The organism is Streptomyces sp. NPDC019396, assembly GCF_040632375.1.
Classification (GTDB): Bacteria; Actinomycetota; Actinomycetes; order Streptomycetales; family Streptomycetaceae; genus Streptomyces.
Genome location: NZ_JBEYBS010000001.1, coordinates 100,435 through 119,194, shown reverse-complemented (window position 1 = coordinate 119,194; position 18,760 = coordinate 100,435). Strand labels below are relative to the sequence as shown.

At 70.2% G+C, this 18,760-nt stretch carries 22 protein-coding genes; 17 read left to right on the top strand and 5 right to left on the bottom strand.

The annotated features are described in order from the left end of the window. The first annotated feature begins 4 nt into the window (after positions 1–4). Complete coding sequence (locus tag ABZ532_RS00605) at positions 5–364, top strand: hypothetical protein (protein ID WP_361278048.1); 360 nt, start codon at positions 5–7, stop codon at positions 362–364. A 134-nt stretch (positions 365–498) separates the two neighbouring features. Then, positions 499–1,659, top strand: coding sequence for an amidohydrolase family protein (locus ABZ532_RS00600; RefSeq protein ID WP_361278046.1), 1,161 nt, complete (start codon positions 499–501; stop codon positions 1,657–1,659). Here the strand turns inward: ABZ532_RS00600 and ABZ532_RS00595 are convergent. From ABZ532_RS00595 to ABZ532_RS00585, 3 genes are all read right to left on the bottom strand, one after another. Further along, the gene (locus ABZ532_RS00595) at positions 1,656–2,624 is read right to left on the bottom strand and encodes a COX15/CtaA family protein (protein ID WP_361278629.1); all 969 of its coding nucleotides are present in this window, start codon (positions 2,622–2,624) and stop codon (positions 1,656–1,658) included. The genes ABZ532_RS00600 and ABZ532_RS00595 overlap by 4 nt on opposite strands. A gap of 111 nt (positions 2,625–2,735) precedes the next feature. Further along, positions 2,736–3,452 carry an ABC transporter permease gene (locus tag ABZ532_RS00590; protein WP_361278626.1) on the bottom strand — a complete coding sequence of 239 codons (717 nt, stop codon included), beginning with the start codon at positions 3,450–3,452 and terminating at the stop codon, positions 2,736–2,738. Between the two features lie 107 nt (positions 3,453–3,559). Continuing rightward, entirely contained in the window at positions 3,560–4,486 is a 927-nt protein-coding gene (locus ABZ532_RS00585) for an ABC transporter ATP-binding protein (RefSeq protein ID WP_361278044.1), read from the bottom strand. A gap of 141 nt (positions 4,487–4,627) precedes the next feature. Here ABZ532_RS00585 and ABZ532_RS00580 point away from each other — a divergent pair, with 141 nt between their 5' ends. The 11 genes from ABZ532_RS00580 (at position 4,628) to ABZ532_RS00530 (ending at position 13,193) form a co-directional block, all read left to right on the top strand. Further along, a complete protein-coding gene (locus ABZ532_RS00580) occupies positions 4,628–5,380 on the top strand; it encodes a DUF72 domain-containing protein (RefSeq protein WP_361278042.1) in 753 nt (250 codons plus the stop codon). Positions 5,381–5,492: 112 nt separating this feature from the next. Next, positions 5,493–5,876 (top strand): YidB family protein, encoded by a 384-nt coding sequence (locus tag ABZ532_RS00575; RefSeq protein ID WP_361278040.1) that lies wholly within the window; start codon positions 5,493–5,495, stop codon positions 5,874–5,876. Between the two features lie 161 nt (positions 5,877–6,037). Beyond that, a complete protein-coding gene (locus tag ABZ532_RS00570; protein ID WP_361278038.1) occupies positions 6,038–6,820 on the top strand; it encodes an ArsR family transcriptional regulator in 783 nt (260 codons plus the stop codon). Then, positions 6,817–8,238 carry a Fe-S cluster assembly protein SufB gene (gene sufB / locus ABZ532_RS00565; RefSeq protein WP_361278036.1) on the top strand — a complete coding sequence of 474 codons (1,422 nt, stop codon included), beginning with the start codon at positions 6,817–6,819 and terminating at the stop codon, positions 8,236–8,238. Before ABZ532_RS00570 ends, sufB begins: the two co-directional genes overlap by 4 nt. 67 nt (positions 8,239–8,305) lie before the next feature. Beyond that, positions 8,306–9,487 carry a Fe-S cluster assembly protein SufD gene (gene sufD / locus ABZ532_RS00560; protein ID WP_361278034.1) on the top strand — a complete coding sequence of 394 codons (1,182 nt, stop codon included), beginning with the start codon at positions 8,306–8,308 and terminating at the stop codon, positions 9,485–9,487. Continuing rightward, a complete protein-coding gene (locus tag ABZ532_RS00555; RefSeq protein ID WP_338675803.1) occupies positions 9,487–9,804 on the top strand; it encodes a non-heme iron oxygenase ferredoxin subunit in 318 nt (105 codons plus the stop codon). Before sufD ends, ABZ532_RS00555 begins: the two co-directional genes overlap by 1 nt. Before the next feature lie 7 nt (positions 9,805–9,811). Then, complete coding sequence (sufC, locus tag ABZ532_RS00550; RefSeq protein WP_361278032.1) at positions 9,812–10,576, top strand: Fe-S cluster assembly ATPase SufC; 765 nt, start codon at positions 9,812–9,814, stop codon at positions 10,574–10,576. Further along, entirely contained in the window at positions 10,573–11,841 is a 1,269-nt protein-coding gene (locus ABZ532_RS00545) for a cysteine desulfurase (RefSeq protein ID WP_361278030.1), read from the top strand. Before sufC ends, ABZ532_RS00545 begins: the two co-directional genes overlap by 4 nt. Positions 11,842–11,852: 11 nt before the next feature. After that, on the top strand, positions 11,853–12,326 hold the full coding sequence (sufU, locus tag ABZ532_RS00540) for a Fe-S cluster assembly sulfur transfer protein SufU (protein WP_361278028.1): 474 nt from the start codon (positions 11,853–11,855) through the stop codon (positions 12,324–12,326). Beyond that, positions 12,323–12,736, top strand: a complete 414-nt coding sequence (locus ABZ532_RS00535) for a metal-sulfur cluster assembly factor (protein WP_361278026.1) — start codon at positions 12,323–12,325, stop codon at positions 12,734–12,736. Before sufU ends, ABZ532_RS00535 begins: the two co-directional genes overlap by 4 nt. 91 nt (positions 12,737–12,827) lie before the next feature. Continuing rightward, positions 12,828–13,193, top strand: a complete 366-nt coding sequence (locus ABZ532_RS00530; protein ID WP_361278024.1) for a VOC family protein — start codon at positions 12,828–12,830, stop codon at positions 13,191–13,193. On the opposite strand, the gene ABZ532_RS00525 is transcribed toward ABZ532_RS00530, so the two are convergent. Beyond that, complete coding sequence (locus tag ABZ532_RS00525) at positions 13,183–14,220, bottom strand: hypothetical protein (RefSeq protein WP_361278022.1); 1,038 nt, start codon at positions 14,218–14,220, stop codon at positions 13,183–13,185. The genes ABZ532_RS00530 and ABZ532_RS00525 overlap by 11 nt on opposite strands. 236 nt (positions 14,221–14,456) lie before the next feature. On the opposite strand from ABZ532_RS00525, the gene ABZ532_RS00520 reads away from it, so the two are divergent. The 3 genes from ABZ532_RS00520 to dapD all read left to right on the top strand — a co-directional run bounded on the left by ABZ532_RS00520 (position 14,457) and on the right by dapD (position 16,763). After that, positions 14,457–14,777 carry a multidrug efflux SMR transporter gene (locus tag ABZ532_RS00520; protein ID WP_361278020.1) on the top strand — a complete coding sequence of 107 codons (321 nt, stop codon included), beginning with the start codon at positions 14,457–14,459 and terminating at the stop codon, positions 14,775–14,777. Continuing rightward, positions 14,777–15,325 carry a TetR family transcriptional regulator gene (locus tag ABZ532_RS00515; protein ID WP_361278018.1) on the top strand — a complete coding sequence of 183 codons (549 nt, stop codon included), beginning with the start codon at positions 14,777–14,779 and terminating at the stop codon, positions 15,323–15,325. The genes ABZ532_RS00520 and ABZ532_RS00515 overlap by 1 nt, the downstream gene beginning before the upstream one ends. A 436-nt stretch (positions 15,326–15,761) precedes the next feature. Then, entirely contained in the window at positions 15,762–16,763 is a 1,002-nt protein-coding gene (dapD, locus tag ABZ532_RS00510; protein WP_361278016.1) for a 2,3,4,5-tetrahydropyridine-2,6-dicarboxylate N-succinyltransferase, read from the top strand. 21 nt (positions 16,764–16,784) lie between these two features. On the opposite strand, the gene dapA is transcribed toward dapD, so the two are convergent. Then, entirely contained in the window at positions 16,785–17,690 is a 906-nt protein-coding gene (gene dapA, locus ABZ532_RS00505; protein WP_361278014.1) for a 4-hydroxy-tetrahydrodipicolinate synthase, read from the bottom strand. Between the two features lie 143 nt (positions 17,691–17,833). On the opposite strand from dapA, the gene ABZ532_RS00500 reads away from it, so the two are divergent. Further along, on the top strand, positions 17,834–18,547 hold the full coding sequence (locus ABZ532_RS00500) for a hypothetical protein (protein ID WP_361278012.1): 714 nt from the start codon (positions 17,834–17,836) through the stop codon (positions 18,545–18,547). Positions 18,548–18,760: the final 213 nt, after the last annotated feature.

Genomic DNA, 18,760 nt, shown 5'->3' with positions numbered 1-18,760 from the left:
TGTCATGGCAGAAACCCAGCAGGTCGACGAGACCGCGCCCCAGGCCAGGCAGGACGCACGCGCCGCCCGGAAGGCCGCGAAGCTCGCCAAGGAGATCGGCGCCTTCGCCAAGGCGCACGGCGGCGCCGAGGGCCAGCTCGCCTACATCGGGCAGCGCGGCACCCGCATCGTGCTCGTGGGCGAGGACGGCGGCTGGGGCGACATCGTGGCCCCCAGCCATGCCATCGCGGTCAGCGCGGCGGAGAAGTCCGGTATCACCATGCACGAGTCCTTCGACGGCGACTTCGCCGCGAAGGTCCGCACCGGGCCGTATGAGTGGACCCGCATGGCGGGCATCCAGGTCGGCGGCCCGTCGAACGGCTGACGCGGGGCCGGGCCGCGTCCTCAGGACAGGGCCCGACCGCCCGTAGGGACGGTCCATCGGGCACCAGGGCAACACCTCATGCGGGGCTCACCCGTTAGGACGTGTGGAAGCGCGTCCACCGCAGGGAGCCCCGGATGATCGATACGCCGTCCTTGGTGGACCAGTACTGCCACGGCGTCCTGCGCACCGAACTCGGCCTCGGCACGTTCGAGGCGCACCTGGGCAGGACCGCCGGACCACCCGCGCCCGGAACCACCTTCTTCGACACCCAGACGGGCTTCGCCGTGCGGCGCTGGTGCCCGCCGCTGCTCGGCCTCGAGCCGCACTGCCCACCCGCGCACTATCTCGCCCGCCGCAGGGAACTCGGCGTCCTGGAGTCCGGCAGACGGCTGCTGCGGGCCACCGGGATCTCCACGTATCTGGTGGACACCGGGCTGCCCGGAGACATCACCGGGATCCCCGAGATCGCCGCGGCGGGCGCGGCCGAAGCCCATGAGATCGCCCGCCTGGAACAGCTCGCCGAACAGGTGGCCGACACTTCCGGCACCGTCGACGGATTCCTGGCCAACCTCGCCGAGGCCGTGCACGGTGCGGCGGTGACGGCGGTCGCCCTCACGTCCCTCGCGGGCGTACGGCACGGGCTCGCCCTCGCCCCCGAGCCGCCGGGGCCCGGAGAGGTACGGGGTGCGACGGGCCGCTGGCTGTCCGCGCGCCGCGTGGGAGAGCGCCTCACCGATCCCGTGCTGCTCCGCCATCTGCTCTGGATCGCCGTCACCGCGGGGCGTCCGCTGCAACTGCACGTCGGTGTGGACGATCCGCTGCTGCTCACCGGCTTCGCCGCGGCCACGACCGGTCTCGGCACCGATCTCGTCCTGCTGCACGGTTATCCGCACCACCGCCACGCCGCACACCTGGCGAGCGTCTTCCCGCATGTGTACGCCGACGTCGGGCCCGCGCTCGCGCACACGGGGGCTGGGGCGGCGTCCGTGCTCGCGGAGATCCTGGAGCTCGCGCCCTTCGGGAAGCTGCTGTTCTCCAGCGGGTCGCGGGGACTGCCCGAGCTCCATGTGGTCGGTGCGCGGATCTTCCGGGAGGCGCTGGGGCGGGTACTGAGCGGCTGGGTCACCGACGGTGCGTGGTCCCGTGCCGATGCCCAGCGGGTGGCCGAGATGATCGCGGCGGGCAACGCCCGCCGCGTCTACGGACTTCCGGCCCAGGCCCAGGCCCAGGCCCCGGCTCCGGGGCCATTGGCCCAGAACCCCAGGCTGCCGGCCCAGATCCAGCGGGGCGGCTAGGCCGTCGTGAGTGCGGGGTCCTGCCGTACCGAAGCGGCCGGGCTCTCGACCGGTCGCTCCCGCAGGCTCAGGGCCAGCCGCAGCACGGCGACCCACATCAGCGAGGAGCCGAGCATGTGGGCGCCCACCAGCACCTCGGGCACATCGGTGAAGAACTGGACGTAGCCGATGGCGCCCTGGGCCAGCAGCACGACCAGCAGGTCGCGGGCGCGAGCCCGGGTGTCGTTGGGGGCGTCCACCACCCGAAGGGCCAGCCACATCGCGAGGGCCAGCGCACACACCAGCCAGGCCAGCGCGGCGTGCACATGCGCCGCGTCCACCCAGTCGAACGGCATCCGCGGCACATCGCTGCTGTCGCCCGCGTGCTTCCCGGAGCCGGTCACCGTCGTGCCCACCGCGATCAGCAGCGCGGAGGACACCAGCAGCGCCCAGGACAGCTTCCGCACCGGGCGAGGCACCCGGGGACGGGCCGCGGCGTCGCCTTCGCCCGCCCTGATCCAGGTGAGGGTGGCCACGGTCAGCAGCGCGTTGGCCGCCAGGAAGTGCCCGGCGACTGTCCACGGGTTGAGGCCCGCCCACACGGTGATACCGCCGATGACCGCGTTGCTCATCACGACCCAGAACTGGGCCCAGCCGAGCCGGGTGAGCCCGCGCCGCCAGGGCTTGGTGGAGCGCGCCGCGATGATCGCCCAGCCGACCGCGGCCGACAGGACGTAGGTCAGCATGCGGTTGCCGAACTCGATCGCGCCGTGGATGCCCTGCGCGGGCGTGGCGAAGAGGCTGTCGTCCGTGCACTTGGGCCAGGTGTCACAGCCGAGACCGGAGCCGGTCAGCCGGACCGCGCCACCCGTGACGATGATGACGACGCTCATCACGACAGCGGAGAGCGCGGCACGCCGGACGGTCGCGGGGGATGGTGTCCAGCGCTGGGCGATGAAGGCGAGGGGGGTCTGCACGGCGACTATCGTAGGCGGCCGCTTGTGCAAGCTTTCACGAGGGGGACGACAGGGTCGTGTCCGGACGCGAACGGCCATGTCGCGGGCGGCGCTCCGCGCATGTGTCGCTACGTGCCGTGCTCACTCCCAGCGGAAGAACGTCGCTGCCGCCCCGAGCCCGAGCAGGGCCCAGCCCGCCAGAATCCCCAGGTCGGCCCAGGGCATCCCGGCACCGTGCTGGAGCACGTCCCGCAGTCCGTCCGACAGCGCGGATATCGGCAGCAGCCCGAGTACCGACTGTGCCGCGTCCGGGAATCTGGCGAGGGGCACGATCACTCCGCCGCCCACCAGGAGCAGCAGGAACACCAGGTTCGCCGCGGCCAGGGTCGCCTCCGCCCTGAGTGTGCCGGCCATCAGCAGCCCGAGCCCGGAGAAGGCCGCAGTGCCGAACACGAGCAGGGACAGGACGGGGACGGGACCCCCTTCGGGGGACCAGCCCAGTGAGAAGGCGATCACCGTCAGCAGGACGACCTGGAGCACCTCTGTCGCCAGGACAGCGAGCGTCTTGGCCGTCATCAGCGCCCATCGGGGCAGCGGTGACGCAGCGAGCCGCTTGAGCACCCCGTAACGCCGCTCGAAACCGGTGGCGATCGCCTGGCCCGTGAACGCGGTGGACATCACCGCGAGCGCGAGGACGCCGGGGGCGAGGTAGTCCACGGCACGACCGGCACCCGTGTCCACGATGTCGACCGTCGAGAACAGCACCAGCAGCAGCGACGGGATGATCACCGTCAGCAGCAACTGCTCGCCGTTGCGCAGCAGCATGCGGGTCTCCAGCGCCGCCTGCGCCGCGATCATCCGCCCGAGCGGCGCGGCGCCCGGCTTCGGCGCATAGCGCCCGGGTGCTCCCGGCGTCCCGGGCGCCGACGGCGCACCCGCCGTCACGCCCTCACTCACCTCAGCGGTCATGACCGCAGCTCCTTCCCGGTCAGCTCCAAGAAGACGTCTTCCAGGGTGTGCCGCTCCACCGCGATCCCCTCCGGCATCACCCCGTGCTGTGCGCACCAGGAGGTGACCGTGGCCAGCAGCTGCGGGTCGACGTCGCCGGAGATCCGGTACACCCCCGAGGCCGGCTCCGCGGCCGAGGTGCCGTCCGGCAGTGCCTTCAGCAGTGAGCCCAGGTCGAGTCCCGGTCGCCCGGTGAAGCGGAGGGTGTTCTCCGCACCGCCGCGGCAGAGCTGCTCGGGGCTGCCCTGCGCGACGACGCGGCCCGTGTCGATGATCGCGATGTCGTCGGAGAGCTCCTCGGCCTCGTCCATGAAGTGGGTGGTGAGGACCACGGTCACTCCGTCCGTGCGCAGCTCGCGCACCAGCTCCCAGGTGGACCGGCGGGCCTGCGGGTCGAGTCCCGCGGTCGGCTCGTCGAGGAAGACCAGCTCGGGGCGGCCGACGACGGCCATGGCGAGCGCGAGCCGCTGCTGTTGTCCACCGGACAGCCGCCGGTATGTCGTACGGCCGCAGGAGCCGAGGCCGAGCCGCTCGATCAGGGTGTCCACGTCCAGCGGGTGGGCGTGCAGCCTGGCCATGTGGCGGAGCATCTCGTCGGCGCGGGCGCCTGAGTAGACGCCACCGGACTGGAGCATCACGCCTATCCGGGGCCGCAGCCGCTCGGCGTCGGCGACCGGGTCGAGCCCGAGCACCCGGACGCTGCCCGCGTCGGGGCGGCGGTAGCCCTCGCAGGTCTCGACCGTGGTGGTCTTCCCCGCGCCGTTGGGACCGAGGACGGCGGTCACCGTACCGGCGCGGACGTCGAGGTCGAGCCCGTCCACCGCGGTCTTGGCTCCGTACCGCTTGACCAGGCTGCGCACCTGGACGACGGACTCGTTGTTCATGCGGGGAAGTCTAAGGAGCCGCGGCCGGTCCCCGGACCCCCGGGTCTGGAACTCGCCATTACCGGAACCAGTTCTTCCGGTGGGTGCGGCCGAGTCCTCCGGAAGCGGGTGAGGCGCGACACGCCGGGGAAGATTCTCTCTATGCCCGTGCACATCGGCACCTCAGGGTGGCAGTACAGGGACTGGCGCGGGGTGCTCTATCCCGACGGGCTGCCCCAGCGGCTGTGGCTGGAGGAGTACGGGCGGTGCTTCGCGACCCTGGAGAACAACAACGCCTTCTACCGGCTGCCCGAGCGCTCGACGTTCGCCGACTGGCGGGACCGGACCCCCGGCGACTTCCTCATGGCGGTGAAGGCGAGCCGCTATCTCACCCACATCAAACGGCTGCGCGACCCCGGGGAGCCGGTGCGGCGGCTCCTTGAGCATGCCGAGGGGCTGGGGGAGCGGCTGGGACCGGTGCTGCTCCAGCTGCCGCCGACGCTCAAGGCCGACCCCGGACTCCTGGACGCCGCTCTCGCCGGCTTCCCGCCCGAGGTGCGCGTGGCGGTCGAGCCCCGGCACCCGTCCTGGTGGACGGAGGAGGTCAGACGGGTGCTGGAGGACCGCGGAGCGGCCCTGTGCTGGGCGGACCGGGGCTCCCGGCCGCGGACCCCGCTGTGGCGGACCACGGGATGGGGCTATGTGCGCTTCCACGAGGGCCGGGCCGAGCCCTGGCCCCGGTACGGCCGCGGGGCGCTGGCGTCCTGGGCCGGACGTATCGCCGACACGTGGCCCGCGACGGCCGATGTCTTCGCGTACTTCAACAACGACGCGGGTGGCGCGGCGGTCCTCGACGCCACGGCGTTCCGGCGTGCGGTCCTGTCGCGCGGGGGCGGCGCGACCCGCACCCCGTGACGGCGCGCCGGACACCAAGCGGGTGAACCATCGGGCAGGGGGTCCGCCCCCGGGCGCCGGAGGGTAGGCCTTGGGGGTGTCCTGGGCGGGCCCCTCCGGAAAGGCGACGGTGATGGCGGAGAACGATCTGGAACGTCTGCTCGGCGGGCTGCTGGGCGACGGACAGGAGGGGAGCGGGGTGGGCAGGCTGCTCGCCTCGCTGTTCAGCGAGGTCGGTGACAGCGGCCAGGGCGGCGGCAACCCGCTCCAGGGCCTGGTGAACGAGCTCGACGAGGGCGGTCTCGCCGCCAAGGTCCGCTCCTGGATCGGCCTCGGTGACAACGAGCCCGTCAGCGGCCCGGAGCTCGCGCAGGCCCTTCCGTACCAGGTGCTCGACCGTGTGGCGCAACGGGGCGGTGTCTCCCCCGAACAGGCCGCCGACCGGCTCGCCGCCGCGTTGCCGCAGGTCGTCGACAAGCTCACCCCGGAGGGGCAGGTCCCCGAAGGGCTGCTCTAGAGCACGCCGACACCCCCGGCGATCACCCGGCGCGCCCCGAGGCGGCGTAGCGGAGTGATCGTTTCCGCAGGTCAGGTTAGGTTTCCCTAAGTGATGCACGGCACCGTCCACGGCCTGGACGCGGCTTGTCACTGTCCTGGGAATTACGCAACAATGGCGTTGTGAAAAACGGTGAGGCGGGGCCCGCGGCCCCCCAGGAGGAGCTCGCTACCGGGGAGCGCTCGACGCGCAACCGGGTCGCGCGGTCCATCCTGGACCACGGCCCCTCCACCGTCGCCGACCTCGCGAAACGCCTCGGCCTGACCCAGGCCGCCGTCCGCCGCCATCTCGACGCGCTGGTGAGCGACGACGTCGTCGCTCCGCATGAGCAGCGCGTGTACGGCACGCGCACGCGCGGCCGGCCCGCCAAGGTGTTCGCGCTCACGGACTGCGGACGTGACGCCTTCGAGCAGTCGTACGACAAGCTGGCCGTTGACGCCCTGCACTGGATCGAACGCGCGGCCGGCGGCGGAGCCGCTGGTGAAGCGGCTGTCGCCGACTTCGCCCGGGCCCGGATCGAAGCCCAGGCCGATGCGTACCGCAGGGCGCTCGATGCCGCCGAGCCGGACCGCCGTACCGAGGCTCTGGCCAAGGCTCTGAGCGCCGACGGGTACGCTGCTACGGCCCGTGACGCCCCGGTCGGCGAGCAGCTATGCCAGCACCACTGCCCCGTCGCCCACGCCGCCGAGCGGTACCCCCAGCTGTGCGAGGCGGAGACGGAGTTCTTCTCGCGCCTGCTCGGGACCCATGTGCAGCGGCTGGCCACCATCGCCCACGGCGACGGAGTGTGCACCACCTTCATCCCGAAGGCGGGCCGTGGCACGAGCGACAGCGGCAGAACCAGAAGCAGCACCACAGAAGACACATCAGCATCTGCAAGCAAGGCCGGGAGGAACCCCGCATGACTCTCCCCACGGAGACTGCCCACCCTGAGCTCGAGGGCCTGGGCAAGTACGAATACGGCTGGGCCGACTCCGACGCCGCCGGCGCCGCCGCCAAGCGCGGCCTCTCGGAGGCCGTCGTCCGCGACATCTCCGCGAAGAAGTCCGAGCCCGAGTGGATGCTGAAGCTGCGTCTGAAGGGTCTGCGTCTGTTCGACAAGAAGCCCATGCCGAACTGGGGCTCCGACCTCTCCGGCATCGACTTCGACAACATCAAGTACTTCGTACGGTCCACCGAGAAGCAGGCCGCGAGCTGGGAGGACCTGCCCGAGGACATCAAGAACACGTACGACAAGCTCGGCATCCCCGAGGCCGAGAAGCAGCGCCTGGTCGCCGGTGTCGCCGCGCAGTACGAGTCCGAGGTCGTCTACCACCAGATCCGCGAGGACCTGGAGGAGCAGGGCGTCATCTTCCTGGACACCGACACCGCGCTGAAGGAGCACCCGGAGCTCTTCAAGGAGTACTTCGGCACGGTCATCCCCGTCGGTGACAACAAGTTCGCCTCGCTGAACTCCGCGGTGTGGTCCGGCGGCTCGTTCATCTACGTCCCGAAGGGCGTGCACGTCGAGATCCCGCTGCAGGCCTACTTCCGGATCAACACCGAGAACATGGGCCAGTTCGAGCGGACGCTGATCATCGTCGACGAGGACGCCTACGTCCACTACGTCGAAGGCTGCACCGCCCCGATCTACAGCTCGGACTCGCTGCACAGCGCCGTGGTCGAGATCATCGTCAAGAAGGGCGCCCGCTGCCGGTACACGACCATCCAGAACTGGTCGAACAACGTCTACAACCTGGTCACCAAGCGCGCCGTGGCCTACGAGGGCGCGACCATGGAGTGGGTCGACGGCAACATCGGCTCCAAGGTGACGATGAAGTACCCGGCCGTCTACCTGATGGGCGAGCACGCCAGGGGCGAGACCCTCTCCATCGCCTTCGCGGGCGAGGGCCAGCACCAGGACGCCGGCGCCAAGATGGTCCACATGGCGCCGAACACCTCCTCGAACATCGTCTCCAAGTCGGTGGCGCGAGGCGGCGGCCGCACCTCGTACCGCGGTCTGATCGAGATCGGCGAGGGCGCCCCGGGCGCGAAGTCCAACGTGCTCTGTGACGCGCTGCTGGTCGACACCATCTCGCGCTCCGACACCTACCCGTACGTGGACGTCCGTGAGGACGATGTGTCCATGGGCCACGAGGCCACCGTCTCCAAGGTCTCCGAGGACCAGCTCTTCTACCTGATGAGCCGTGGTCTGTCCGAGGACGAGGCGATGGCGATGATCGTGCGCGGCTTCGTCGAGCCGATCGCCAAGGAACTGCCCATGGAGTACGCCCTCGAGCTCAACCGGCTGATCGAGCTCCAGATGGAAGGAGCGGTCGGCTAGCGCCACGCCACCGCCGCATCCGACCGTCAGCACCGACTTATCCGAGAAAGCGAGCACCACGACAGCCATGGCTGAGGCTCACAACATCCCGGCGGGCTCCACCACCGCCGGCTCGATCGCGGTGGCCGCGGAGTCCACCGTCGCCACGCGCATGAGCGCGCCCCCGTCCTATGACGTGGCGGACTTCCCCGTCCCGCACGGACGCGAGGAGGAATGGCGGTTCACCCCGCTGGACCGCCTCGCCGGGCTGCACGACGGCACCGCGGTCGCCACGGACGGCGGGGTGACGGTCGAGATCAGCGCCCCCGAAGGCGTCACGGTGGAGGCCGTCGGCCGCGACGACGCGCGGCTCGGCCAGGCCGGCAAGCCCGTGGACCGGGTCGCCGCCCAGGCGTACTCCTCCTTCGAGAAGGCCTCCGTCGTCACGGTGGCGAAGGAGACCGTGCTCAGCGAGCCGATCCGGATCTCGGTGCGCGGTGAGGGCGGGGTCGCCTACGGTCACCAGCACATCGAGCTGGGCGCCTTCGCCGAGGCCGTCGTCGTCATCGACCACACCGGTGACGCGGCCGTCGCCGCCAACGTCGACTTCGTGCTCGGAGACGGTGCCAAGCTGACCGTCGTCTCCGTCCAGGACTGGGACGACAAGGCCGTCCACCTCGGCCAGCACAACGCGCTGGTCGGCCGGGACGCCTCCTTCAAGTCCGTCGTCGTCACCTTCGGCGGCGACGTGGTACGGCTCCACCCGCGGGTGTCGTACGCGGGCACGGGCGGCGAGGCCGAGCTGTTCGGCCTGTACTTCACCGACGCCGGCCAGCACCAGGAGCACCGCCTCCTGGTGGACCACAACACCCCGCACTGCAAGTCGAACGTCGTCTACAAGGGCGCGCTCCAGGGCGACGACGCCCATGCCGTCTGGATCGGCGATGTGCTGATCGAGGCCAGGGCCGAGGGCACCGACACCTACGAGATGAACCGCAACCTCGTCCTGACGGATGGCGCGCGGGTCGACTCGGTGCCGAACCTCGAGATCGAAACCGGCGAGATCGTCGGCGCCGGACACGCCTCCGCCACCGGCCGCTTCGACGACGAGCAGCTCTTCTACCTGATGGCTCGCGGTATCCCGGAGACCGAGGCCCGCCGCCTGGTCGTCCGCGGCTTCTTCGCCGAGCTGGTCCAGCAGATCGGTCTGCCGGACGTCGAAGAGCGCCTCATCGCCAAGATCGAGGCCGAGCTGGAGGCATCCGTCTGATGGCCTTCGTCCGAGCCTGCGGGCTGAGCGAGCTGGAGGAGGACACCCCGAAGAGGGTGGAACTCGACGGCACGCCGGTCTCAGTGGTGCGCACCGAGGGCGAGGTGTTCGCGATCAACGACATCTGCTCGCACGCGAACGTCTCACTCTCCGAGGGCGAGGTGGAGGACTGCCACATCGAATGCTGGCTGCACGGCTCCAGCTTCGACCTCCGCACCGGCAAGCCCGACAGCCTTCCCGCGACGGCACCCGTCCCCGTATACCCCGTAAAGATCGAAGGGGACGATGTGCTCGTCTCCGTCACCCAGGAGTCCTGAGTCACCCATGGCAACGCTTGAAATCCGCGACCTGCACGTCTCCGTCGACGCCGAGAACGGCCCCCGGGAGATCCTCAAGGGCGTCGACCTGACCGTGAAGCAGGGTGAGACCCACGCCATCATGGGCCCCAACGGCTCCGGCAAGTCGACCCTCGCCTACTCCCTCGCGGGCCACCCCAAGTACACGATCACCGGTGGCACCGTGACGCTGGACGGCGAGGACGTCCTGGAGATGTCCGTCGACGAGCGCGCCCGTGCCGGTGTCTTCCTCGCCATGCAGTACCCGGTCGAGGTCCCGGGCGTCTCCGTCTCCAACTTCCTGCGCACCTCAGCCACCGCCATCCGCGGCGAGGCCCCCAAGCTGCGCACCTGGGTGAAGGAGGTCAAGGAGGCCATGGAGCGTCTCCAGATGGACCCGGCCTTCGCCGAGCGCAATGTCAACGAGGGCTTCTCCGGCGGTGAGAAGAAGCGCCACGAGATCCTCCAGCTCGAGCTGATCAAGCCGAAGATCGCGATCCTCGACGAGACCGACTCCGGTCTGGACGTCGACGCCCTGCGCGTGGTCTCCGAGGGCGTCAACCGGGTCCGCGAGACCGGCGAGGTCGGCACCCTGCTGATCACGCACTACACCCGGATCCTCCGCTACATCAAGCCCGACTACGTCCACGTGTTCGCGAACGGGCGGATCGCCGAGTCCGGCGGCCCGGAGCTCGCGGACAAGCTGGAGGCCGAGGGCTACGAGGCATATGTGAAGGGTGGCGTATCCGCGTGACCCATCCCCGCCAGGGGCTCCCCGGCCTTCTCGACACCGAGGCGCTCCGCAAGGACTTCCCGATCCTGGACCGCGTCCTGCACGACGGCAAGAAGCTCGTCTACCTGGACAACGCGGCGACCTCGCAGACCCCGCGCCAGGTGCTCGACGTGCTCAGTGAGTACTACGAGCAGCACAACGCCAACGTCCACCGCGGCGTGCACGTGCTCGCGGAGGAGGCCACCGCGCTGTACGAGGGCGCTCGCGACAAGGTCGCCGCCTTCATCAACGCGCCCAGCCGCAACGAGGTGATCTTCACCAAGAACGCCTCGGAGTCGCTGAACCTCGTGGCGAACATGCTGGGCTGGGCCGATGAGCCCTACCGCGTGGACCAGGACACCGAAATCGTCATCACGGAGATGGAGCACCACTCCAACATCGTTCCGTGGCAGCTGCTGGCGCAGCGCACCGGGGCGAAGCTGAGGTGGTTCGGTCTCACCGACGACGGCAGGCTCGACCTGTCCAACATCGACGAGATCATCACCGAGAAGACGAAGATCGTCTCCTTCGTGCTGGTGTCGAACATCCTGGGCACGCTCAACCCGGTCGAGCAGATCGTCCGCCGCGCGCAGGAGGTCGGGGCACTCGTCCTCATCGACGCCTCGCAGGCGGCCCCGCACATGCCGCTGGACGTCCAGGCCCTGGGTGCCGACTTCGTGGCCTTCACCGGTCACAAGATGTGCGGCCCGACCGGCATCGGTGTGCTCTGGGGACGCCAGGAGCTCCTGGAGGACCTCCCGCCGTTCCTGGGTGGCGGCGAGATGATCGAGACCGTCTCGATGCACTCGTCCACGTATGCCCCGGCGCCGCACAAGTTCGAGGCGGGCACGCCCCCGATCGCCCAGGCCGTCGGTCTCGGCGCGGCCGTGGACTACCTCACCTCGATCGGCATGGACAAGATCGCCCAGCACGAGCACGCGATCACCGAGTACGCGGTCCAGCGCCTTCAGGAAGTCCCCGACCTGCGGATCATCGGCCCGGTGACGGCCGAGGACCGCGGTGCGGCGATCTCCTTCGTGCTCGGGGACATCCACCCGCACGACGTGGGCCAGGTGCTGGACGAGCAGGGCATCGCGGTCCGGGTCGGCCACCACTGCGCACGGCCCGTCTGCCTGCGGTACGGAATTCCTGCGACCACGCGGGCGTCGTTCTATCTGTACTCCACGCCGGCCGAGGTGGACGCCTTGGTCAACGGCTTGGAGCACGTCCGTGACTTCTTCGGATGAGGGACTGACGCGTGAAGCTTGATTCGATGTACCAGGACGTCATCCTGGACCACTACAAGCACCCGCACGGGCGGGGCTTGCGGGACGGCGACGCCGAGGTGCACCACGTCAACCCGACCTGCGGCGACGAGATCACCCTTCGCGTGAAGTACGACGGATCGCGCGTCGAGGACATCTCCTACGAAGGTCAGGGCTGCTCCATCAGCCAGGCCTCGGCCTCCGTGCTGAACGAGCTGCTCGTCGGCAAGGAACTGGCCGAGGCGCAGAAGATCCAGGGCACCTTCCTGGAGCTGATGCAGTCCAAGGGTCAGATCGAGCCGGACGACGCGATGGAGGAGGTGCTGGAGGACGCGGTGGCGTTCGCCGGCGTCTCGAAGTATCCGGCGCGGGTGAAGTGCGCGCTGCTGAGCTGGATGGCGTGGAAGGACGCGACGGCCCAGGCGCTGTCCGAGCTACCGGAGCCGTCCGAAGGGAAGACCGCATGACTGAGAACGCCGACACCACGACGACCCCGGAGAGCACCACCGAGCAGGAGTGGCCGACCGAGGAGACCTTCTCGTCCCCGGCTCCGGGCCCTGCGGGTTCGAAGGCGTCCGAGGAAGAGGTCCGCGAGGCCCTCTACGACGTCGTCGACCCCGAGCTGGGCATCGACGTGGTCAACCTCGGGCTGATCTACGGCATCCACATCGACGACTCCAACATCGCCACCCTGGACATGACGCTGACGTCGGCGGCCTGCCCGCTGACCGATGTCATCGAGGACCAGGCGAAGGCGGCGACCGACGGCATCGTCAACGAGCTGAAGATCAACTGGGTCTGGATGCCGCCGTGGGGCCCGGACAAGATCACGGACGACGGTCGCGAGCAGCTTCGCGCTCTGGGCTTCAACGTCTGACCCGCGTCTGACGCACCGGGGTGGTCCTCCGCGACATCCCGGACCGCCCGTATACGGGCAACGGCCATGCCCGCCAGGCACACTGGCGGGCATGGCCGTTCGTCTGTACCACCTCGTCCTCGACGCCCGCGACCTGCCCGGACTCTCCCGTTTCTGGAGTCAGGTGCTCGACTGGAAGGTGCTCTACGAGGCCGAGGACGAAGTCGTCATCGGTGCCGACCAGCACGCGATGCCGGGCATGTGCTTCGTACCGGTGCCGGAGCGCAAGACCCTCAAGAACCGGCTCCACATCGATCTCGCGCCCGACGACCAGGACGCCGAGGTCGAGCGGATCCTCGCACTCGGGGCGCGGCGGGTCGATGTGGGACAGAGCGCGGAGGCGAGCTGGGTAGTGCTGGCAGATCCCGAGGGCAACGAATTCTGCGTGCTGCGGCCGAAGCGGACGCTCACGGACTGACGGGCGGGTTCTCCGGGGCAGCGGGGCCGTACGGTGCCTGGGGCTTCGGCGGGGCGGGCTGCTGCTGCATCCCCGCCGCCTCGGCCAGGACCGGCCCCAGGTCTTCCTTGCGGAGGCGCTCGTCCACGTAGAGCAGGCACGTCACCAGGCTGGGGAAGGTCGTGGTGATGATCTGGGAGATCAGCCCGCCGACCATGGAGACGACCATGGCGACGCCGAGCCCCGTGAAGATCTCGGCGACGTCGGGCTCAGGGCCGTAACTGCTGGGGCTCATCATCATCGTCGGGAACATGCCCAGGAACTGTGCGAAGTACTGCACCATCGAGCCCACGGTCGCCGCGCCCATACAGGCCAGCAGCGAGATACCGAACACGCGCCACCACTCGTCGCGTACCAGGACGGATGAGCGGCGCAGCGCCTTGACCGGTCCCTGGCCCTCGAAGACGACGGCCGCCGGAGCCAGACTGAATCTGACCCAGAGCCAGACGGCCAGGGGTGCGGTCACCATGGTTCCCAGGAAGCCCAGCAGGGCCAGGCCGCCTGCCGCGGGGGCGTCGTCCTGGGTGGCGAGGATGACGATCGCGCTGACGAAGCCCAGGAGGGCGAGCGCCACAGGGACCACCACGATGAGGCTGCTGATGAGGAGCGTACCCAGCACGGCGGGGACCCTGGGCGCTGTGCGCCGCCAGACCGCACCGATGGTCGTAGGACGTCCGAGGACGGCGTCCTGGACGACGACCGCGATACTCGTCTGCACCACCACCGTCGAGAGCAGCATCGCCAGCACGGCGATGAGCCAGACGCAGACGAAGGCGGTGAGCAGCGGGGCACCCTCGTCCCAGCTCGGGGGCGAGTCGTGGGACGTGTCCAGCAGGACACGGAGCTCTCTCTCGACGGCCGAGTAGGCGATGGCGATGGCCGCGACCACGAGCAGGGTGGCGGCCCCGTACACCGCGAGGGCCATGCCGAACAGCTGCTTCCAGTGACGGCCGACCGTGCTGAAGGCGCCGTTGAAAAGGTCGCCCACAGTGAGTGGCCGCAGGGGTATCACGCCCGGCTTCGGCGGCGGCGGTGCCCAGGCGCCCCATCCTGGCGCGCCCGGCGCTCCATGAGTCCCGCCGTAAGGTCCCCACCCCGTGTTCTGCGACATCGCCGTACCCCGCCCCGTCCCGTACTCATCCCCACTGTGACTCGAACACGGTAGCGGTATGCGCTGGTGTGCTGTGCGTACGATCGTACCCATCGATAGGTACACTCGTACACATGGGATACGCACTGCTGGCCGCGGCGATCGCGGCAGAGGTGGCAGGCACCACGGCGATGAAGTACAGCGAGGGCTTCACCAGGCTGTGGCCGTCGCTGATCACCGTGGTGGGCTATGTGACCGCCTTCGCGCTGCTGGCACAGACACTGAAGACCCTCTCGGTCGGCACGGCCTATGCGATCTGGGCCGGTGTCGGTACCGCTGCGGTGGCGGCGATCGGGATGGTGTTCCTGGGCGAGCCGGCGAATGCCATGAGGCTCGCCGGTATCGCCCTCGTCGTCATCGGGGTCATCGTGCTCAACCTGGGCGGTGTCCACTGATGCCCCGCAGCCGGCGGTACGACCCCGAACGGCGCCAGCGGATCATCGACGCCGCGATCCGGGTGGTCGGACGCGACGGCATCGCGGGGCTCAGCCATCGCACGGTCGCCGCCGAGGCCGACGTGCCCCTCGGCTCGACCACGTACCACTTCGCCTCCCTGGACGAACTGCTCATCGCCGCCCTGCGGCAGACGAACGAGGGCTTCGCGGAACTGCTGCGCACCAGTGATGTCCTCGCCGACCCGGACGCGGACCTCGCCGTGGGACTCGCCAGGCTGATGGGAGAGTGGCTCGGCGGTGAACGGACCGGCGTGGAGCTCGAATACGAGCTCTATCTGGCGGCGCTGCGCCGCCCCGCCCTGCGCCCGGTCGCCGCCGAATGGACCGATGGCGTCATCGGTGCACTCTCCCGCAGGACGGACGCGATGACGGCGCGGGCGGTGATGGCGCTGATGGACGGAATCTGCGTACAGGTGCTGCTCACCGACACCCGCTACGACGAGGCGTTCGCGCGGGAGATGCTGGCCCGCGTACTGGTCCGCGACTGACGTGCGGGACTTCCGTGAACCCGTTCGGGACCTGTGGGTAGCAAGCGACGCGCTGGGCCGGCCGTCCCTGGCCGTCCACTTCACCAGCAGGGGCCTGACCAAGGACCTGACCTCCAGGAGGAACTGCTCCTCGCCCGACACCTACGAGTACCGGGGCAGCCGGACCATGTACCTCGCCGGTGAAAAGCTCAACGGCAAGGTCACCACGAAGGACACCCCGGTGGGCGTCAGCGCCGCGGTGCAGCGGGCGAATCGTGGACAAGCCAGGGCGCCGGCTCTGACGCGGCTGGACCGGACCGTCACGGGGCGGCCCGGCCCACGCCTACCGGGACCGTCACGGGGGCGGCCCCGGCAGGGCACTCGATGGACCCGCGGGTGCGGACCGGCACCTGAGACCGGTTCGCACCCGCCCGGTCCGGCCGGTTAGGTTCTCCGTATGACTGACTCGCCCGACAGCACCACCGCCCCCCGCACCACCGGCGCCGTCGCCGCCGGCCTCGCCACCATCGCCGGCGACGGCACCGTGCTCGACACCTGGTTCCCCGCCCCCGAGCTCTCCGCCGAGCCCGGGCCGGCAGGCACCGAACGGCTCTCCGCCGACCAGGCGGTCACGCTGCTCGGCACAGGCGCCGCGAAGGCCGTCGGCGTGGACGCCCGCCGCGGGGTCGAGATCGTCGCCGTCCGCACGGTCATCGCCTCGCTGGACGACAAGCCGCTGGACGCGCACGACGCCTATCTGCGTCTGCACCTGCTCTCCCACCGCCTGGTGAAGCCGCACGGCCAGAACCTGGAGGGCGTCTTCGGGCTGCTCTCCAACGTCGCCTGGACCTCGCTCGGGCCGGTCGCGGTCGACGACATCGAGAAGGTGCGGCTCAACGCGCGCGCGGAGGGCCTGCACCTCCAGGTGACCTCGATCGACAAGTTCCCGCGGATGACGGACTACGTCGCGCCCAAGGGTGTGCGGATCGCCGACGCCGACCGCGTCCGGCTCGGCGCGCACCTCGCCGAGGGCACCACCGTGATGCACGAGGGCTTCGTCAACTTCAACGCCGGCACGCTCGGAACCTCCATGGTCGAGGGCCGGATCTCCGCGGGCGTCGTGGTGGGCAACGGCTCCGACATCGGCGGTGGCGCCTCCACCATGGGCACCCTCTCGGGCGGCGGCAATGTCATCATCGCCATCGGCGAGCGCTGCCTGGTCGGCGCCGAGGCGGGCGTCGGGATCGCGCTCGGCGACGAGTGCGTCGTCGAGGCCGGTCTGTACGTCACCGCCGGTACGCGTATCACCATGCCGGACGGCCAGGTCGTCAAGGCCCGCGAGCTCTCCGGCGCCTCGAACATCCTCTTCCGCCGCAACTCGGTGACCGGCACCGTCGAGGCCCGCCCGAACAACGCGGTGTGGGGCGGCCTCAACGAGGTGCTGCACAGCCACAACTGACGTGTGACCGGGGCGTCCGGGCTACCAGGCCGACCGGAGCTCCTGATAGGCCGCCAGCAGCCCGTCGACCGTTTCCCGGTCGGCGGGCTGCAGTGGTGCCCGCACCGCCCCCGCGGGCAGACCCAGCTCGGCCATCAGAGCCTTCGCCGTCACTGTGCCCGGCAGTCCCGAGGCCATCATCAGCTCGGTGAGCGGCAGGGTGAGCCGGTGGAGCCGGGCGGCCTCGTCCGGACGGCCCGCGTCATGGGCGTCGAGCACTGCCCGCAGCGGGCCCGGAGCGATGTTCGCGACCGTGCTGACGAAGCCCGCGCCGCCGATCGCGTAGAGCGGCAGGTTCAGCTCCTCGCAGCCCGCGTAGTAGGCGAGTGAGGTGCCGGCCAGCACCTTGCCGCTGCCGAGCAGGTCATAGGCACAGTCCTTCACGGCCACGATCCGTGGATGGTCCGCGAGCCGCCCCATCGTCTCGGGGGTGATCCGGGTGCCGGTGCGGCCCGGGATGTCGTACAGCATCAGCGGGATTCCGACCGCGTCCGCGACCTCCCGGAAGTGCGCTTCCACCGCGGCCTGCGGCGGACGGCTGTAGTACGGGGTGACGACCAGCAGCCCGTCCGCGCCCGCGCCTTCGGCGGACCGGGCAAGCTCGGCGGTGTGCCGGGTGCTCGCACTGCCGACGCCCGCCACGATGCTCGCCGATGCCCCCACCTCTTCGCGCACGGCGGCGACGAGCGCGGTCTTCTCGGCGTCCGTGGTGGTCGGTGACTCGCCCGTGGTCCCGTTCAGCACCAGCCCGTCGCAGCCCTCGGCCACCAGGTGCGCGGCGAGCTTGCGGGCTCCGTCCAGGTCCGGTGCGCCGCCGGCGGTGAATGGAGTGATCATGGCGCAGAGGGCACGGCCGAAGGGTGGCTCGGGAAGGTGAGACATCGTCATGTCCGAAGTGTCCGCCGGCTTTACCGTGAAGGTCCACTTAGATTTCCTTCGAACCAAGGGTTAGTGATGGTTAACGAAGGGAGCGGTGGCGAGTAGGTGCCAGGGAGGTGCGAGGTCGCTCGGGCGCCGGGCAGGATGGAGTCATGATCCGTCACGCACACATCTCCCGCGCCGGCGGTATGGCCCGCATGAGCCGCACTGGCCGCATCGGGCGTATCGCTGTGTTTCCTCTGCTCATCGTGCTCGCAGCCTGCGGCACGCAACGGGTCGACGGGATACCGGCGTCCGGTGCCACCCCGGCCCGGCCCGGCCCCGACCGGTCCGCCGCCGTCGACGGGCCCGTCCCTGACCGGTCCGTGCTGGAGGCCAGGGCGCGGAGTCTGGAGTCCGCCATGGAGCTGATCTACGTCATCGATGTTCCCGGCTTCGCGGTGGCCAAGCAGTCCCTGGGGCCCTCGGGGGACGACGGCTTCCAGAGCGCTTATGTGGCGGCGTCCGGCGGCGGGCAGATCCATCTGCGCGTCGACCGGGGCACGTTCCCCGACGCCACCTGCGAGTCCGGTGCGCAGCGGAGCTGTCGGCCCGACGGTGACCGGACGTGGTACAGCGCCAAGGGCGGACAGCACGAGTACGTCCGGGTCGAGGACGGCCACGTAGTCCGGCTTGACGCCGACAGCGCGTCGGTGGACCGGGAGGTCCTCCGCGCCGCGCTGATATCCGCGCACCGGGCCGACGACCGCGAGCTCGACGCTCTGCTCCCCGAGGAGCCGGCACGGTCCGCCGCACCGGTCGAGCGGGGCGATCTGCCACCCGTCGGTGACGGAGCACCCGACAACGAGGTGAACGCGGGAGGCTGACGACCTTGGGGCACGCGGAGGGCGGCTCTCATGGCGGCCGACTCCATCCGCACCCGCACCCAGCAGTGCGCGAACACCCCTCGATGAGGAGGAGATCGGCACGGTGTGGCACCGCCCGTACCGCCATGGTCCTCACCGCGTGACGGCTGCTCAGCGAACAGGAGGACTGAGGCGGGGCCCATGACGCACTGCACGCCCGCACTCGGTATGAGC

Bases quoted from the DNA above. Each gene is read 5' to 3' on its own strand.
- dapA (WP_361278014.1), bottom strand. From the start codon at position 17,690: ATGACGATGTCTCACCTTCCCGAGCCACCCTTCGGCCGTGCCCTCTGC.
- ABZ532_RS00555 (WP_338675803.1), top strand. From the start codon at position 9,487: ATGGCCTTCGTCCGAGCCTGCGGGCTGAGCGAGCTGGAGGAGGACACC.
- dapD (WP_361278016.1), top strand. From the start codon at position 15,762: ATGACTGACTCGCCCGACAGCACCACCGCCCCCCGCACCACCGGCGCC.
- ABZ532_RS00580 (WP_361278042.1), top strand. From the start codon at position 4,628: ATGCCCGTGCACATCGGCACCTCAGGGTGGCAGTACAGGGACTGGCGC.
- ABZ532_RS00575 (WP_361278040.1), top strand. From the start codon at position 5,493: ATGGCGGAGAACGATCTGGAACGTCTGCTCGGCGGGCTGCTGGGCGAC.
- ABZ532_RS00530 (WP_361278024.1), top strand. From the start codon at position 12,828: ATGGCCGTTCGTCTGTACCACCTCGTCCTCGACGCCCGCGACCTGCCC.
- ABZ532_RS00515 (WP_361278018.1), top strand. From the start codon at position 14,777: ATGCCCCGCAGCCGGCGGTACGACCCCGAACGGCGCCAGCGGATCATC.
- ABZ532_RS00535 (WP_361278026.1), top strand. From the start codon at position 12,323: ATGACTGAGAACGCCGACACCACGACGACCCCGGAGAGCACCACCGAG.
- ABZ532_RS00585 (WP_361278044.1), bottom strand. From the start codon at position 4,486: ATGAACAACGAGTCCGTCGTCCAGGTGCGCAGCCTGGTCAAGCGGTAC.
- ABZ532_RS00520 (WP_361278020.1), top strand. From the start codon at position 14,457: ATGGGATACGCACTGCTGGCCGCGGCGATCGCGGCAGAGGTGGCAGGC.
- sufB (WP_361278036.1), top strand. From the start codon at position 6,817: ATGACTCTCCCCACGGAGACTGCCCACCCTGAGCTCGAGGGCCTGGGC.
- ABZ532_RS00500 (WP_361278012.1), top strand. From the start codon at position 17,834: ATGATCCGTCACGCACACATCTCCCGCGCCGGCGGTATGGCCCGCATG.
- ABZ532_RS00600 (WP_361278046.1), top strand. From the start codon at position 499: ATGATCGATACGCCGTCCTTGGTGGACCAGTACTGCCACGGCGTCCTG.
- ABZ532_RS00590 (WP_361278626.1), bottom strand. From the start codon at position 3,452: ATGATCGCGGCGCAGGCGGCGCTGGAGACCCGCATGCTGCTGCGCAAC.
- sufD (WP_361278034.1), top strand. From the start codon at position 8,306: ATGGCTGAGGCTCACAACATCCCGGCGGGCTCCACCACCGCCGGCTCG.
- sufC (WP_361278032.1), top strand. From the start codon at position 9,812: ATGGCAACGCTTGAAATCCGCGACCTGCACGTCTCCGTCGACGCCGAG.
- ABZ532_RS00605 (WP_361278048.1), top strand. From the start codon at position 5: ATGGCAGAAACCCAGCAGGTCGACGAGACCGCGCCCCAGGCCAGGCAG.